This window comes from Limobrevibacterium gyesilva, from assembly GCF_025989185.1.
In the GTDB taxonomy this organism is placed as follows: Bacteria; Pseudomonadota; Alphaproteobacteria; order Acetobacterales; family Acetobacteraceae; genus Limobrevibacterium; species Limobrevibacterium gyesilva.
Genome location: NZ_JAPDNT010000016.1, coordinates 1 through 12,686, shown reverse-complemented (window position 1 = coordinate 12,686; position 12,686 = coordinate 1). Strand labels below are relative to the sequence as shown.

At 67.7% G+C, this 12,686-nt stretch carries 13 protein-coding genes and 1 pseudogene; 4 read left to right on the top strand and 10 right to left on the bottom strand.

The window, feature by feature from the left end:
• Positions 1–111: 111 nt before the first annotated feature.
• Positions 112–600, bottom strand: coding sequence for a 2-amino-4-hydroxy-6-hydroxymethyldihydropteridine diphosphokinase (gene folK / locus OL599_RS16350; protein ID WP_264714904.1), 489 nt, complete (start codon positions 598–600; stop codon positions 112–114).
• A gap of 165 nt (positions 601–765) precedes the next feature.
• On the opposite strand from folK, the gene OL599_RS16345 reads away from it, so the two are divergent.
• Both OL599_RS16345 and OL599_RS16340 read left to right on the top strand, forming a co-directional pair.
• Positions 766–1,374 carry a LabA-like NYN domain-containing protein gene (locus OL599_RS16345; protein ID WP_264714903.1) on the top strand — a complete coding sequence of 203 codons (609 nt, stop codon included), beginning with the start codon at positions 766–768 and terminating at the stop codon, positions 1,372–1,374.
• A 58-nt stretch (positions 1,375–1,432) separates the two neighbouring features.
• Complete coding sequence (locus OL599_RS16340) at positions 1,433–2,083, top strand: uracil-DNA glycosylase (protein WP_264714902.1); 651 nt, start codon at positions 1,433–1,435, stop codon at positions 2,081–2,083.
• Between the two features lie 6 nt (positions 2,084–2,089).
• Here OL599_RS16340 and OL599_RS16335 read toward each other — a convergent pair whose 3' ends face one another.
• The 7 genes from OL599_RS16335 to OL599_RS16305 form a co-directional block, all read right to left on the bottom strand.
• Entirely contained in the window at positions 2,090–4,330 is a 2,241-nt protein-coding gene (locus OL599_RS16335; protein ID WP_264714901.1) for a LamG domain-containing protein, read from the bottom strand.
• Entirely contained in the window at positions 4,327–4,629 is a 303-nt protein-coding gene (locus tag OL599_RS16330; protein ID WP_264714900.1) for a hypothetical protein, read from the bottom strand. The genes OL599_RS16335 and OL599_RS16330 overlap by 4 nt, the downstream gene beginning before the upstream one ends.
• 2 nt (positions 4,630–4,631) lie before the next feature.
• Entirely contained in the window at positions 4,632–5,516 is an 885-nt protein-coding gene (locus OL599_RS16325) for a carbohydrate ABC transporter permease (RefSeq protein WP_264714899.1), read from the bottom strand.
• A gap of 10 nt (positions 5,517–5,526) precedes the next feature.
• A complete protein-coding gene (locus tag OL599_RS16320; RefSeq protein WP_264714898.1) occupies positions 5,527–6,480 on the bottom strand; it encodes a carbohydrate ABC transporter permease in 954 nt (317 codons plus the stop codon).
• A gap of 12 nt (positions 6,481–6,492) precedes the next feature.
• A complete protein-coding gene (locus tag OL599_RS16315; RefSeq protein ID WP_264714897.1) occupies positions 6,493–7,848 on the bottom strand; it encodes an ABC transporter substrate-binding protein in 1,356 nt (451 codons plus the stop codon).
• Between the two features lie 158 nt (positions 7,849–8,006).
• Entirely contained in the window at positions 8,007–8,546 is a 540-nt protein-coding gene (locus OL599_RS16310; RefSeq protein WP_264714895.1) for a glutathione peroxidase, read from the bottom strand.
• On the bottom strand, positions 8,539–9,186 hold the full coding sequence (locus tag OL599_RS16305) for a sulfite oxidase-like oxidoreductase (RefSeq protein ID WP_264714894.1): 648 nt from the start codon (positions 9,184–9,186) through the stop codon (positions 8,539–8,541). The genes OL599_RS16310 and OL599_RS16305 overlap by 8 nt, the downstream gene beginning before the upstream one ends.
• A 340-nt stretch (positions 9,187–9,526) precedes the next feature.
• Here OL599_RS16305 and OL599_RS16300 point away from each other — a divergent pair, with 340 nt between their 5' ends.
• Positions 9,527–10,333 carry a PEP-CTERM sorting domain-containing protein gene (locus OL599_RS16300; RefSeq protein WP_264714893.1) on the top strand — a complete coding sequence of 269 codons (807 nt, stop codon included), beginning with the start codon at positions 9,527–9,529 and terminating at the stop codon, positions 10,331–10,333.
• A 50-nt stretch (positions 10,334–10,383) separates the two neighbouring features.
• On the opposite strand, the gene smpB is transcribed toward OL599_RS16300, so the two are convergent.
• The gene (gene smpB / locus OL599_RS16295; protein ID WP_264714891.1) at positions 10,384–10,875 is read right to left on the bottom strand and encodes an SsrA-binding protein SmpB; all 492 of its coding nucleotides are present in this window, start codon (positions 10,873–10,875) and stop codon (positions 10,384–10,386) included.
• Positions 10,876–10,882: 7 nt separating this feature from the next.
• Positions 10,883–11,761: a 4-hydroxy-tetrahydrodipicolinate synthase gene (gene dapA, locus OL599_RS16290; protein ID WP_264714889.1), complete on the bottom strand. Its 879-nt coding sequence runs from the start codon at positions 11,759–11,761 to the stop codon at positions 10,883–10,885.
• Between the two features lie 150 nt (positions 11,762–11,911).
• Here dapA and OL599_RS16285 point away from each other — a divergent pair.
• Positions 11,912–12,686 (top strand): annotated as a pseudogene (locus OL599_RS16285) (lytic transglycosylase domain-containing protein); the annotation flags it as partial.

The following is a 12,686-nucleotide window of genomic DNA, read 5'->3' as shown; positions in this document are numbered from 1 at the left end:
TGTCGGGTGAATGGTCCAGATAAGCTGAGGCAGCGCTGAAAGCAAGGGTTATGCTGCGCCACAGCAATGCAAATCCCCGCGGCGGCGGTTCGGCGCATGCCAGCGCAACATCTAGAGCCGCGCAACCTCCTGCGGCGGCAGCGCCGCCAGCAGTTCCTCCGCCGTCCGGCCCAGCCGCGGATGCACCCAATCCGGCGCCACATCGCGCAACGGCGCCAATACGAACGCCCGTTCATGCGCCCGCGGATGCGGCAGCACCGGGTCCGGGGCGTCCCGAACCAGCGCGTCCATGGCGATGATGTCGAGATCCAGCGTCCGCGCCGCGTTCGCCGCCCCGCGCCGGCGCCCGCCCCGCGCCTCGATCGCCTGCAGCCGCGCCAGCAGCGCCGCCGGCTCGGCCACCCCCTCCAGCCGCGCCACGCCGTTCACATAAGGCGGCTGCCCGGAGGGCGGCATCGGCGCCGTTTCGTACCACGGCGACAACGCCTGCAGCCGCAGGCCCGGCAGCGTTCGCAGCGCCTCGGCGGCGGCCCGACAGGTGACCAGCGGCCCCCTGCCGTCCACGCCCGGCAGATTCGCCCCGATGGCGACCAGGATCATTCTACAGTGCCCTTCCTGAAATGTTACGATTTTTATCAGCGTCGAGCCGCGATCGTGACGGTTTCATCTTCCGGTCATCAACAGAACCCTCTAATCTGACCGGGCTCCGGGCGTGGCTGTAGGCCCGGCATGCACCCATCACCGATCCTGAAAGGCTGTTTTCCCATGCATTTCCTGCCCAACGAGCGCGTCGCGCTGTTCATCGATGGTGCCAACCTATACTCGGCGTCACGCAATCTCGGCTTCGACGTCGATTACCGCAACCTGTTGGAATTCTTCCGCAAGAAGGCGCACATCATCCGCGCCTACTATTACTCCGCCGTGCTGGAAACCGAGGAGTACTCGCCGCTCAAGCCGCTCACGGACTGGCTGGCCTATAACGGCTACACCCTGGTGACCAAGCCCGCCAAGGAGTTCACCGACGCCACCGGCCGCCGCCGCGTGAAGGGCAACATGGACATCGAGCTGGCGATCGACATGCTCGAGCTGGCCGACAAGATCGACCATGCCGTGCTGTTCAGCGGCGACTCCGATTTCCGCCGCCTGGTCGAGGCGGTTCAGCGCCGCGGCGTGCGGGTTTCCGTGGTGTCTTCCATCCGCACCACCCCGCCGATGGTCGCCGACGAACTGCGTCGCCAGGCCGACCAGTTCCTGGAGCTGGCGGAGATCTCGCCCGAGTTCACCCGCCGCCAGATGGAGCCGCGGCCCACCCGCACCCCGCTGCGCCAGACCCCGGCCGAGCCCTACGCCATCGACCCGCACGACGCCGCCTGACGCCGGCAGCCGCACCGATTAAGCCATCCTGAACCACCGGCCCGGCATCCTGCCCGTCATGGATATGCAAACCATCGCCGCACCGCCGCGCGACTGCGCCCTGTGCCCCCGCCTCGTCGCCTACCGCAAGGCCAACAATTCGGCCAACCCGGACTGGTTCAACGCCCCCGTGCCCAGCTTCGGCCCCACCGACGCCCGCCTGCTGGTCGTCGGCATGGCCCCGGGGGTGAAGGGCGCCAACCGCACCGGCCGCCCCTTCACCGGCGACTACGCGGGAATGCTGCTGTACCACACGCTGCTCCGCTTCGGCCTGGCCAGCGGCGAATACCACGCCGACCCGAATGACGGCCTGACGCTGCAGGACACGCGCATCACCAACGCCGTGCGCTGCGTGCCGCCCGCCAACCTGCCGCAGCCGAAGGAAGTCACCACCTGCAACCGGTTCCTCACCAGCGAGCTGCAGGGGCTGCCCAATCTGCGCGCAGTGCTGGCCCTGGGCGTGCTGGCCCATGCGGCGGTGCTGAAGGCCTGCGGCATTCCGCCCACCCGCATCCGCTTCAGCCACGGCGCCATGCACGAACTGCCGGACGGCCTCATCGTCGCCGACAGCTACCATGTGTCCCGCTACAACACCTCCACCCGGCGCCTGACGCCGGAGATGTTCGAAGCCGTGGTGCTGGGACTCCTGAAGCGGCTCGAAGCCGCCTGACGCAGCCTACGGCATCGGGAACGGCGTGGGATCCTTGAACCGGTTGAGCACATTGGTGGTCAGCCGGAACAGGTTGTTGTCGAAGCCGTTCCACGCCAGCGACCCCGCATAGGCGATCGAGCCGGTCGAGAACACCGCCCCGCCCTGCGGCGTCTCGAAGAAGGTGATGTCGGCGTGGATGTCCGGGTTGATCACGGCATCGGTCGCGCCATGCGGAATCAGCACTTCCTCGGCCACCAGCTCGTAGGTGTTCGAGTGGTTCTCGCTGCACGCCACCACCAGCGCATGCGGCGGCGTGCCCAGGCGCGGATCGACCGCGTCGATCTCCAGCCCCGCCGCCCCGCCCTGCAGGATGCCGAAATCGCCGATCAGCGTGTCCGGCACGCCCGCGAACATCCACGCCGCGCGCGGGTCGTCCGCCTGCTGCGTGCGGCAGAAATAGCTGCATTTGTCGAAGCCCTGGCTGATGAACCCCACGCCCACCAGGCGCTGCGGCGCGCGCGCATTGCGCCGCCACAGCCCACCATACTCGCCGCTGAAGCTGTGATAGGCCTCGCCCGGTTCGGCGTCCCAGGCGCGCACGCCGCCTTCGGCCCGGCGTACCTCGATCACCCCTTCGCGTGACGGATGGTGCGCAATGCGCCAATAGAAACCGTTGCCGCCCATATACATCAGCCGGCCGCCGCGGCGCAGATACGCCTCGAATGCATCCAGCATCTGCACCGAATCATATTCCGGGTGCGAGCCGGTGATCACCACCTGATAGGGCGCCAGCAGGTCCAGCCCCTCGCGGTGCAGGTCCTCCTCGGTGATCACATCGTAGTCGCCGCCCAGCCGCTCCAGCCAATCGACGATGAACAGATCCAGGTTGAAGTTCCAGTGCCGCCCGGTCGGCCGGAAATTCTGCAGCGGACGGTGCCGGCTGGAATAGGCCACGCCGCTGCCGTCGGAATGCCGGTCATAGGTGGACAGCCCCATTTCCGGGAACTCGATCAACAGCGAGTCGATCGCGTCCATCACCATCACCCGGCCCTGGTAGCGCTCGGTCGCCAGTGACATGAACCGGCCGCGATTGTTCAGGTACACCGTGTAGGTTGCCGTGGATGCCAGGAACGCGACTTTCGAATGCGCCGTGCCGCGCGGCGGCCGCACGAAGAACGGCACCCAGAAGTCGAACCCGTCCGCGGTCAGCCGGGCCGCATACACGCCAGACCGCAGATCCTCCGGCACGGTGAACGCGAAGTCCGGATGCCAGCACGCATCCACCAGGTCGTCGTCGTGGAAATGGATCGCGCCGTACTGCTCCGGCGCCCGCGTCCAATCCGTCTCCGTCGCGTTCCAGTTGTGGCCGCGCATCGCCCGCGTGGGCTGGTTCACGATCACCCCATCCAGGCGCCACGGGCCGAGATCGCGGATCGCATCGCCGGACATGTCGCGGCTGAAATCCCACGCCCCCATCAGGCACGCCGCCAACGAGGCCGCCAAGGGCGACGCCGCCAGCACCCCGATCGCGGCCCGGTCCAGCGCCCCCGACGCCAGCCGCGGCGCATCGATCCGCCCGTTCATATGGCCGGCAAAACCAAGCCCGCCCCAGCAGGACGGTCCGTCCGCCGGCCCCGTGCTCCAGGCCGCGAAGGTCAGCGCCCCGCCCGCCGCCGGCCGCACCGCCGCCGGCGCGCTGGCCACCACCGGCTGCTCGGGATGGAAGTCGTGGTCGCTCAGCGGCTCCTGCCACAGGGTCAGCATGCCCCGCTCGGCATCGAAGGCGGCCGCCGCGAAATACCAGCGCCGCGCGCTCAGCTTCGCGCCGGCGGATATACGGGCCACCCGCCCCGGCCCCGCGCCGACCCGGAACGCCAGCGCCCCGTCTTCACCGATCTCCAGCCCGAACCCGGTCTGGCTCGCCTCGCACCAGGTCCCCATCACCGCCTGCCGGCCCTTCGCCGGCGTGGTCGGAAACACATGCGCGCACAAGGTGAAGCTTCCCGCCGGCCGCAACGCCGCATGCGCCGGAACCGCCGCCAGCGAGCCGATGGGGATCGCCTGGTGGCGCCCCGCATGGGTGCCGTTGCACGCCGCCGCCACCGGTTCGGGCCGGAACGGCGTCGCCAGCGGCCCCGCATCCGGCTGCAGCAGCCGCACGATCTGCGCGTCGTAGTGGTCGCCACCGAGGCAGCTCACCATGAAGCGGACGGTTTCACCCGGTGCCGCCGTCCAGCGATCGCAATAGCCCATCACCCGGTTCATTCTACTACCGGCTCCTCACCCGCGAGCCGTGCCCAACGCAGCTTGAAGACATGCCACTCCGCTTCCTTCAGATCGGTGAACACCACATTGGTCGGCCGGGGCGGCGATGATCTGCCGGGCTCCATCGTCGCCAGCACCCAGCGCTCGCCGGGGCGGTCGAGCAGCAGCACATGGAACGGCTCCGGCCCCGGCGTGCGCAGCAGGTTCAGCAGGTATTGCAGATCGGGGCTGTGCTCCCCGAACGGATTGGCCCGGAACTCCCGCGCCAGATCCAGCCGCGTCTTGTCGAAACCGTACATGTTCAGCCCTTCACGCCACCCACCGCCAATCCCTGCACCACGAACTTGCGCAGCAGCAGCACCAGAACCACCGACGGCGTCAGCGCGATCAGGCAGATCGCCATCAGCAGGTTGAAGAAGACGTGCACGTCGCCCACCAGACTCGCGATCACCACCGGCAGCGTCATGAACTCCGCGCGGTTGTTCAGGATCAGCGGAATCAGCAGGTCGTTCCACGAAATGATGAAGACGATGGCGCCATACGACGCCAGCGCCGGCGTCGACAGCGGCAGCGTCACCCGCAGGAACGCGGAGAAGCGCGAGCAGCCGTCGATACGCGCGGCATCATCCAGCTCGCGCGGAATGGTGGCGAAATACGGCGCCAGGATCAGGATGCCGTACGGCAGCAGGAATCCGGTGAGTGCGATGATCACGCCCCAGATCGAGTTCAGAAGTCCCATCTGCCGGAACGTCACGTAGAGCGGAATCATCAGCACGATGATCGGCACGAAGCGCGCGAACACGTTCACGCTCATCAGCCAGATCACCCAGCGCAGGTTCAGCCGCACCACCGTATAGGCGGACAGTGCGGCGAACGCCGTCGTCAGCACGGTGACGGCAATCGTGATCATCGCGCTGTTGGCCAGCGCGTAATAGATCTTCTTCACATTGTCCGGCAGATAGGTCGCCTGCTCGAAGATCGCCCCTTTCTGCGTTCCCCCCGACAGGATCACGCGGAAATTGTCGAGCGTCCATTCCGGCGGCAGCAGCGAGCGGGTTTCCGCCTGCAGGCTGCGCTCGGACTGCAGTGCGCCGATCAGGGCGGCAATCAGCGGCAGCAGGAAGAACAGGATCACCAGCACGTTCGCCAGATGCAGCATCGTCCGGGTCAGGCGTGACTGGCGCATCCTCTCCCCCCTACTGGATGCGCCGGTAGATCAGCTTCACGTAGGCGATCGCGAGCACACCGACGATCAGCGCCAGCACATAGGCCGAGGCCGATCCCACACCGATGTCGAAGGGCGGCGCAAAGCCTTTGCGATAGCTGTACCACGCCGCCACCCAGGTCGCGTCGCCCGGTCCGCCTTGCGTGATCGCCAGGATCTCGTCGAACACCGCGAATGCGAACGACGTGCGCAGCACCAGCGTCACCACGATGATCGGCCGCAGCAACGGCAGCGTGATGTGCCAGAACCGCTGCAACGCCCCCGCCCCGTCCACCGAAGCCGCCTCGTACAGCTCCGGATTGATCCCCTGCAGCGCCGCGTGCACCAGCAGGATGGCGAAAGGCAGCGTGCGCCATATATAGGGAATGGCCACCGCGATCAGCGCCGTGTCGGGATTTCCGGCCCAGTTGATGGGATCATGGATCATGCCCAGCGTGAACAGGATCCGGTTCAGGAAGCCGAAGTCGAAGTTGTACATGAACGACCAGATCAGGCCGTTCGCGATCGGCGGCACCGCATAGGGCAGCAGGATCAGGAACTTGGTGATCCGCCCGGTCCAGACCTGCCGCTGGTCGATCAGCAGTGCGATGGCGATCGCCAGCACCACCTCCGCGGTCACCGAGATCGCCGTGAAGATCAGCGTGTTCTTCAACGCCAGCAGGAACAGCGGGTCGGCCAGGATGCGCTCGTAATTGCCCAGCCCCACGAACGGGAAGACGCCCCGCCGCAGATCCGCCAGCGACACCCGGTGAAACGACAGATAGGCCGCGTAGAAGATCGGATAGGCCAGCACCAGCGCCAGCGTCACCAGCGTGGGGATGTTCATCACGAACCCCAGTACGCGCGCCGACAATTCCCGCCCGAAGCGGAACGGCGGCTGGAGCGGTGCCGCCACCGCCCCGCCGCGCACGGAAACGCCGGTCATCGCCGGCCGGCCTCAGCCCCTCTGCACCTCCTTGATGGCGGCGATCAGGTTGTCGCAGCATTTGTCGGCGGTGATCTGCCCGGTCAGCGCCTTCTGCACCTCGATGTTGAGCCGGTCCGTCCAGGGGAAATGCCAGGGCTTGTAGATCGAGTTGCAGATCTCGCCGACATAGGTGGCCTTGTCCCAGATCTCCAGGATCTTCTGCGGATCGCCCCAGGGCTTCCACCCTTCGGTGATCACGTTGCTGGTCATGACCGATTTGTAGCCCGAGCCCAGCATCGCATCGCGCGCCAGGTTGATCGCCTGGCTGTACTGCCCGTCCTTGGTGCGCCCGCCCAGATACTGCAGCAGCTTCCACGCCCACGCCTTGTCGCGGTTCGCCGTGCACAGGAAATACACGTGCGAATCACCGATGGTGCGGCCGTCGCCCGGCGAGCCCAGCACCTTCACCTTCCCCGCGATCGGCGACTGCGCGGGATCGTTGGCGATGTTGAGCCCGTAATGATGGTTCGGCCCGCGATACAGGTTCTTGCCGGCGCCGAACGCCTTGGCCGATGTGGTGAACTGCGCCTTCAGCGATTCCGGATCGGCAAGCTGCTCGGTGAAGGTCTGGACCCACCATTTCAATGTTTCGCGCGCGATCGAGCCGGGGCCGAGCTGGTGGTTGCCGGCCTTGTCGAAGAACACGCCGCCGCGATTCCAGGTCATCTGGTACCAGGTGCCGGGCAGCTGCTCCAGCCCGACGCCGGCCACCCAGGCCACCGGGTATTCGGCGATCTTGTCCTTCTTGACCTTGCGGCACTGCTCCATGAACTCGTCGTAGGTCTTGAACGGCTCGAGCTTCGCCTTCTCCATCATGTCGCTGTAGTAGTTCCACACCCACACGGTGGAGAAATACGGCAGCCCCACCAGCTTGCCGTCGTATACCGCCACCTGCCTTGCGGATTCCGTCAGGTCAGCGAGGTACTCCTTGGCGCCCGGCAGGTCATCGAGCGGTTCCACCAGCCCCTGGCTGATGAAATTCGGCAGTGAGAACGGCGAGGACTGCGACACGTCGATCGTCTCGTTGCCCGCGTACATCGTCATCAGCTTGGTCGGATGGTCGTTGAACGACGAGATCGTGGAATCCACCGGGATTCCCCAGTCGTCGTTGAACTTCCTGGAAATCTTCGAGTAGATGTCGCCGTAGGTCCAGACCACGAAGTTGAGCCTGTCCACCTTGCTCGCCGGCCGGTCGGCCCAGGGCGTGCCGGCCGCCCAGGCGGGGCCGGGCAGGCCGCCCAGGGCGCCGAGCCCCAAACCGGCAGTCGTGGCCTTCAGAAGATCGCGCCGACGCAGGCCATGTGAAACTCCAGGCTGTTCGCGCATCCCGATGTCCCCCTCGTTCTTCTTCTTCCGGCCGATTGCGCGCACGCATCGCCGTTTACGAGCAGGACGGTCCTACGCCGCCAACCCCGATGTCAACAACCCTCGGCGATCATTTCATCTTTTGCCGACGCGCCTGTGGCGCACGGGGAATGTGCGCGTTACGCCAGCGCCGCATCCACGGCGTTGCGCAGCCTCGCGCCCGCCGGCTCGTCGGCGGAGCCGAACAGGCCGCGGATACGCCCGTCGCGGCCGATCAGCACCTTGTGGAAGTTCCACTGCGGCTCCCAGTCCTTCGCCGCCTTGACCCAACGATAGAACGGATGCGCCTGTGCGCCGCGCACATGCGACAGGCCGGCCATGGGGAACTCCACTCCGAAAGTGGCCTCGCAGAACTGCTTCACCTCGGCATTGCTGGCGGATTCCTGGTTGAAGTCCTGGCTCGGCACGCCAACCACCGTCAGGCCGCCGGGCTGCAGCGACGCATGCAGCTTCTCCAACTGCTCGTACTGATACGTGTAGCCGCAGAAGCTCGCGGTGTTCGTCACCAGCAACACCCGCCCACGGAAATCGGCGAGCTTCAGCGTGCCGTCCTCGATCGAGGTGAAGCTGAAATCCCACGCGGTCGTTTCGGGCGACAAGGCCATGGTCGTCATAGCGGCGCCTCCGGTCAGCAGCACACGGCGCGAGATCTCACCCATAGCGCTCCTCCAGCCACGGATCGGCGTTGTTGTGATAGCCACGGCACTCCCAGAAGCCCGGCTTGTCTGCGGCCGAGATCTCGATCCGCCGGATCCATTTCGCCGACTTCCACAGATACAGCCGCGGGATCAGCACCCGCACCGGCCCGCCATGCCGCCGCTCGATCGGCTTGCCGTCCCAGCCATGGACCAGGAACACGTCGGGCTGATCGAACTGGTCCAGCCGCACATTGGTGGTGTAGCCGTCATGGGCGTGGAAGATCACGTGCCGCGCGGCATCGTGCGGCTCCACCAGTGCCAGCAGCGCGCGGGCGGACACGCCGCGCCAGTGGTTGTCGTAGCGCGACCATTGCGTCACGCAATGCATGTCCGACACGCTCTCCTGCTGCGGCAGCGCCATGAATTCGTCGAGCGTCATGCTGATCGGCCGGCGCACCGCGCCGTCGATGTCCAGCCGGAACCGCGCCGGCGTCACCTCGGGCTGCGCGCCCAGGTCCAGCACCGGCCAGTCGCGCACCAGCCGCTGGCCGGGCGGCAGCCGGTCCCGCGCGGGGTCGGCGGTCGCGCCCGTCAGCAGGCGCCCGTCGCGGGCCCATTCCTGCTTGCGGGCAATCAGCTTGTCGTTGAACGCGTCAGCCATGCTTCGCACTCCGCAACCGCCCTGCAGATAGCACCATGAACCCGCGAGGCAAGCGGATGCAGCCTTGTGCCTGCCGCATCACATCGCCGTGACCGAAGCCGCTCGTAGCGAAAATCAGACGGACGGCGCCCAGGGCTGGAGGGCGGCACGACGCTGCCATCACGGGGTGCTGAGTCGCCTGGGGCGGAACTCTGTCGTATCGTGGCGTCGTTGGGTATCGCCAGGTCCAGCCGGGTGGACAGGATGGCCCTCAGTCCACCAGCACAACGTGACCTCGCCCGATACCGGAGGGCCAAAGCCCTTGCCGCGTCATGCCGTAGGGGCGGGCGGGAGGCACGTCATGAAAATTCAACCCTGGCTTCTCACTGCCTTCGCAGGCCTCGCGATGGCGGCATTGTCGTGTCCGGCGGGTGCGGTCACGATCCTTTTCAATGAGGCAGCAAACTCGGTGAATGGCCAGGAGGTCCTGCCCGTCATCACGACGACCGTAACGGGACTCGGGACATGTGCATCAGGAACGGCGCCGCCATGCGTCCTGCGCGTCCTGAACGCAGACGAAAGCACCGCCGCAAACACCGCCGTGGCCACCCTGCGGGTTCCGACCGGCACCTTCAAGGACCCGGACGCGACCCGGCCCCCGGGCCTGCCGGCACTGATGCCCGAGGACCAGCACGTCGCCAGGGCCTATCTCCTCGAATCCCTGGGGGTCTTTGCCGACATCAGCGACGTTGCGACGCTGCAGTTCTTCCCCGGCGGCCAGCTCGGCACCGGCACCGGCGTGTTCGACGACGTTGAAGTCAGGTTCGTTTCCGATTCCGATTCGCCCGGAAGCAATCTCGGCCGCATCCCGGCAGGCTTCGTCTTCAGGACAGCGGAGGACGGAAGTGCGATCGGCCTCAACGGGTCTTTTTTCACCGGACCGGTCGATAACGCCGCGCAACAGCGTGCGTACTGCCAGAGCCCACCATGCGGCGCCCTGCCCGACCTGCCCACGGGCTACACTGTCACGGCGCGATCCGACGCCCCCGAGTCTATGCCCGAACCCGCCACCCTGTTCCTGCTCGGGGCCGGCTTCGCAGGGCTGGGCATAGCGCGCCGGGTGCATATTCGGGGCCGCCGCGCGCAAGCCGTGCAATCAGCCGATTAGATGGGACATTGGGCCAGCCGCGCCGCCGGCCGGCCCCGGACATGCCCCGCCTACCCCTTCTCCCGCATCAGCCGGGCCTTGTCGCGCTGCCAGTCGCGCGCCGCGATGGCATGGCGCTTGTCCGCCTTGTTGCGCCCCTCGCCCAGGCCGAGCTGCACCTTGGCCATCCCGCGGTCGTTGAAATGGATGTCCAGCGGCACCAGCGTCACGCCGTCGCGGCTCACCGCCCCCAGCAGCTGGCGCATCTGCTTGCGCTTGACCAGCAGCTTGCGCGGCGCCCGCGGCTCGAAGCGCGACAGCACGCCGCCCTGGTATTCCGGGATATAGGCGTTGAACAGGTACAGCTCGCCGTCGCGCTCGCCCGCCCAGGCTTCGGTCAGCGTCGCGCGGCCGTGCCGCAGGCTCTTCACCTCCGGCCCCTTCAGCACCAGCCCGGCCTCGAGCGTCTCCTTGATCGTGTAGTTGAACCGCGCCTTGCGGTTCTGCGCGGCCACGCCGTGGCTGATCAGCCCGGACTTCTTCTTCGTCTTGGTTTCGGCCATACCCGACTCAGTTCAGCAGTCCCGCGCCGGTCATCGCCGCGCGCACGCGGGCCTTGGTGGCCTCGCCCACCGGCGCCAGCGGCAGCCGGCAGATGTCGGCCGTGTGGCCCAGCAGCGACGCCGCGTATTTCACCGGTCCCGGGCTGGTTTCCGCGAACAGCGCATCGTGCAGCGGCACCAGCCGGTTCTGGATCGCCATCGCGTCCTGCACCCGCCCGTCCTGCCAGGCCGTCTGCATCTCGCTGCACAGCCGCGGCGCCACGTTGCCGGTGACGCTGATGCAGCCCTGCCCGCCGGCGGCCAGGAAGCTGATCGCCGTATGGTCCTCGCCGGAGAGCTGGCAGAAATCCTCGCCGCAGGCGATGCGCGTGTGCAGCGGCCGCGCCAGGTTCGCGGTCGCGTCCTTCACGCCCACGATGTTCGGGTGCTTCGCCAGCCGCGCCATCGTCTCCACGCTCATGTCGATCACGCTGCGCGGCGGGATGTTGTAGATGATGATGGGGATGTCCACCGCGTCGGCGATCGCGGTGAAATGCAGGAACATCCCTTCCTGCGTGGGCTTGTTGTAGTACGGCGTCACCACCAGCACCGCGTCCGCCCCCGCCCGCTTCGCATGCTGCGTCAGCTCGATCGCCTCGGCGGTGCTGTTCGACCCCGCACCCGCGATCACCGGCACGCGGCCCTTGGCCACGCCGATGGTCACTTCCACCACGCGCTTGTGCTCGTCATGGCTCAGGGTGGGGGATTCGCCGGTGGTGCCCACGGGCACCACGCCTTGCGTGCCCTGGCGGATCTGCCAGTCGACGAAGGATTCCAGCGCTTTCTCGTCCACGGCCCCGTCGGTGCGCATGGGCGTGATCAGGGCGACATAGGACCCTTTGAACATCGGCGCTTCCTCCGGTATGGCCCAACAGGGACGATCCCAACGGGCACGATCCACCACGGGCCGCGGACCTCCCGTGGCCGTTAAGTGATGACGCCGGAAGCTAGGCGCGCGGGGGATGCACCGCAAGGCCGTGCCGGGCTAGAAGAAACCATGACCATGCCGTGTGTCCGCTTCCTGCCGATTCTCCTGCTGGCCCTCGCGGCCGGCCCGGCCGCCGCGCAGCCGCCGGCACCGGGGCAATCGCCCCCCGACGTGATCGCGCTGGTGCGCGCCGACCGCTGGGCCGAGGCGCAGGCCGCCGCCGCCGGATACCCGGACCCCGTGGCCGGCAAGCTCGTCACCTATTACCGCCTGCTCGCCCCCAACGCCGCCGGCACCGCCGAGATCGCCGCCTTCATGGCCAGCAGCCCGGACTGGCCGCAGCAGGCCACGCTGGCCCGCCGCCGCGACGAGGCCCTGGCCGGCGAGCCCGACGACAGCGTGGCCCTGGCCGAGTGCGACCGCACCCCCGCGAAGGCCGCCGCCGCCCTGCTGCGCTGCGCGGAAACCTACGACCGCGCCGGCCGTCCCGGCGACTCCGCCGCCATGGCCCGCCGCGCCTGGATCTCCGACGTCACCGACCCTGCCTGGGAGGCCCGCTTCCTGATGGGCTTCGGCACCGTCATCGGCCGCGACGACCAGTGGCGCCGTTTCGACCGTCTCGCCTGGACCGACACCGCGTCCGCCGCCCGCCAGGCCTCCCGGCTCGACCCGGCCGACCGCGCCCGCGCCGAGGCCCGGCTGGCGTTCCGCCGCGACGATCCCAACGCCCCCGCCCTGCTCGCCGCCGTGCCGGAATCCCAGCGCGCCGACCCCGGCCTGTTCCTCGACCAGGCGCGCTGGCTGCGCCGCGCCGGCCAGGACGACGCGGCCCTGGCGCTGTGGA

Bases quoted from the DNA above. Each gene is read 5' to 3' on its own strand.
- folK (WP_264714904.1), bottom strand. From the start codon at position 600: ATGATCCTGGTCGCCATCGGGGCGAATCTGCCGGGCGTGGACGGCAGG.
- OL599_RS16345 (WP_264714903.1), top strand. From the start codon at position 766: ATGCATTTCCTGCCCAACGAGCGCGTCGCGCTGTTCATCGATGGTGCC.
- OL599_RS16340 (WP_264714902.1), top strand. From the start codon at position 1,433: ATGGATATGCAAACCATCGCCGCACCGCCGCGCGACTGCGCCCTGTGC.
- OL599_RS16335 (WP_264714901.1), bottom strand. From the start codon at position 4,330: ATGAACCGGGTGATGGGCTATTGCGATCGCTGGACGGCGGCACCGGGT.
- OL599_RS16330 (WP_264714900.1), bottom strand. From the start codon at position 4,629: ATGTACGGTTTCGACAAGACGCGGCTGGATCTGGCGCGGGAGTTCCGG.
- OL599_RS16325 (WP_264714899.1), bottom strand. From the start codon at position 5,516: ATGCGCCAGTCACGCCTGACCCGGACGATGCTGCATCTGGCGAACGTG.
- OL599_RS16320 (WP_264714898.1), bottom strand. From the start codon at position 6,480: ATGACCGGCGTTTCCGTGCGCGGCGGGGCGGTGGCGGCACCGCTCCAG.
- OL599_RS16315 (WP_264714897.1), bottom strand. From the start codon at position 7,848: ATGCGCGAACAGCCTGGAGTTTCACATGGCCTGCGTCGGCGCGATCTT.
- OL599_RS16310 (WP_264714895.1), bottom strand. From the start codon at position 8,546: ATGGGTGAGATCTCGCGCCGTGTGCTGCTGACCGGAGGCGCCGCTATG.
- OL599_RS16305 (WP_264714894.1), bottom strand. From the start codon at position 9,186: ATGGCTGACGCGTTCAACGACAAGCTGATTGCCCGCAAGCAGGAATGG.
- OL599_RS16300 (WP_264714893.1), top strand. From the start codon at position 9,527: ATGAAAATTCAACCCTGGCTTCTCACTGCCTTCGCAGGCCTCGCGATG.
- smpB (WP_264714891.1), bottom strand. From the start codon at position 10,875: ATGGCCGAAACCAAGACGAAGAAGAAGTCCGGGCTGATCAGCCACGGC.
- dapA (WP_264714889.1), bottom strand. From the start codon at position 11,761: ATGTTCAAAGGGTCCTATGTCGCCCTGATCACGCCCATGCGCACCGAC.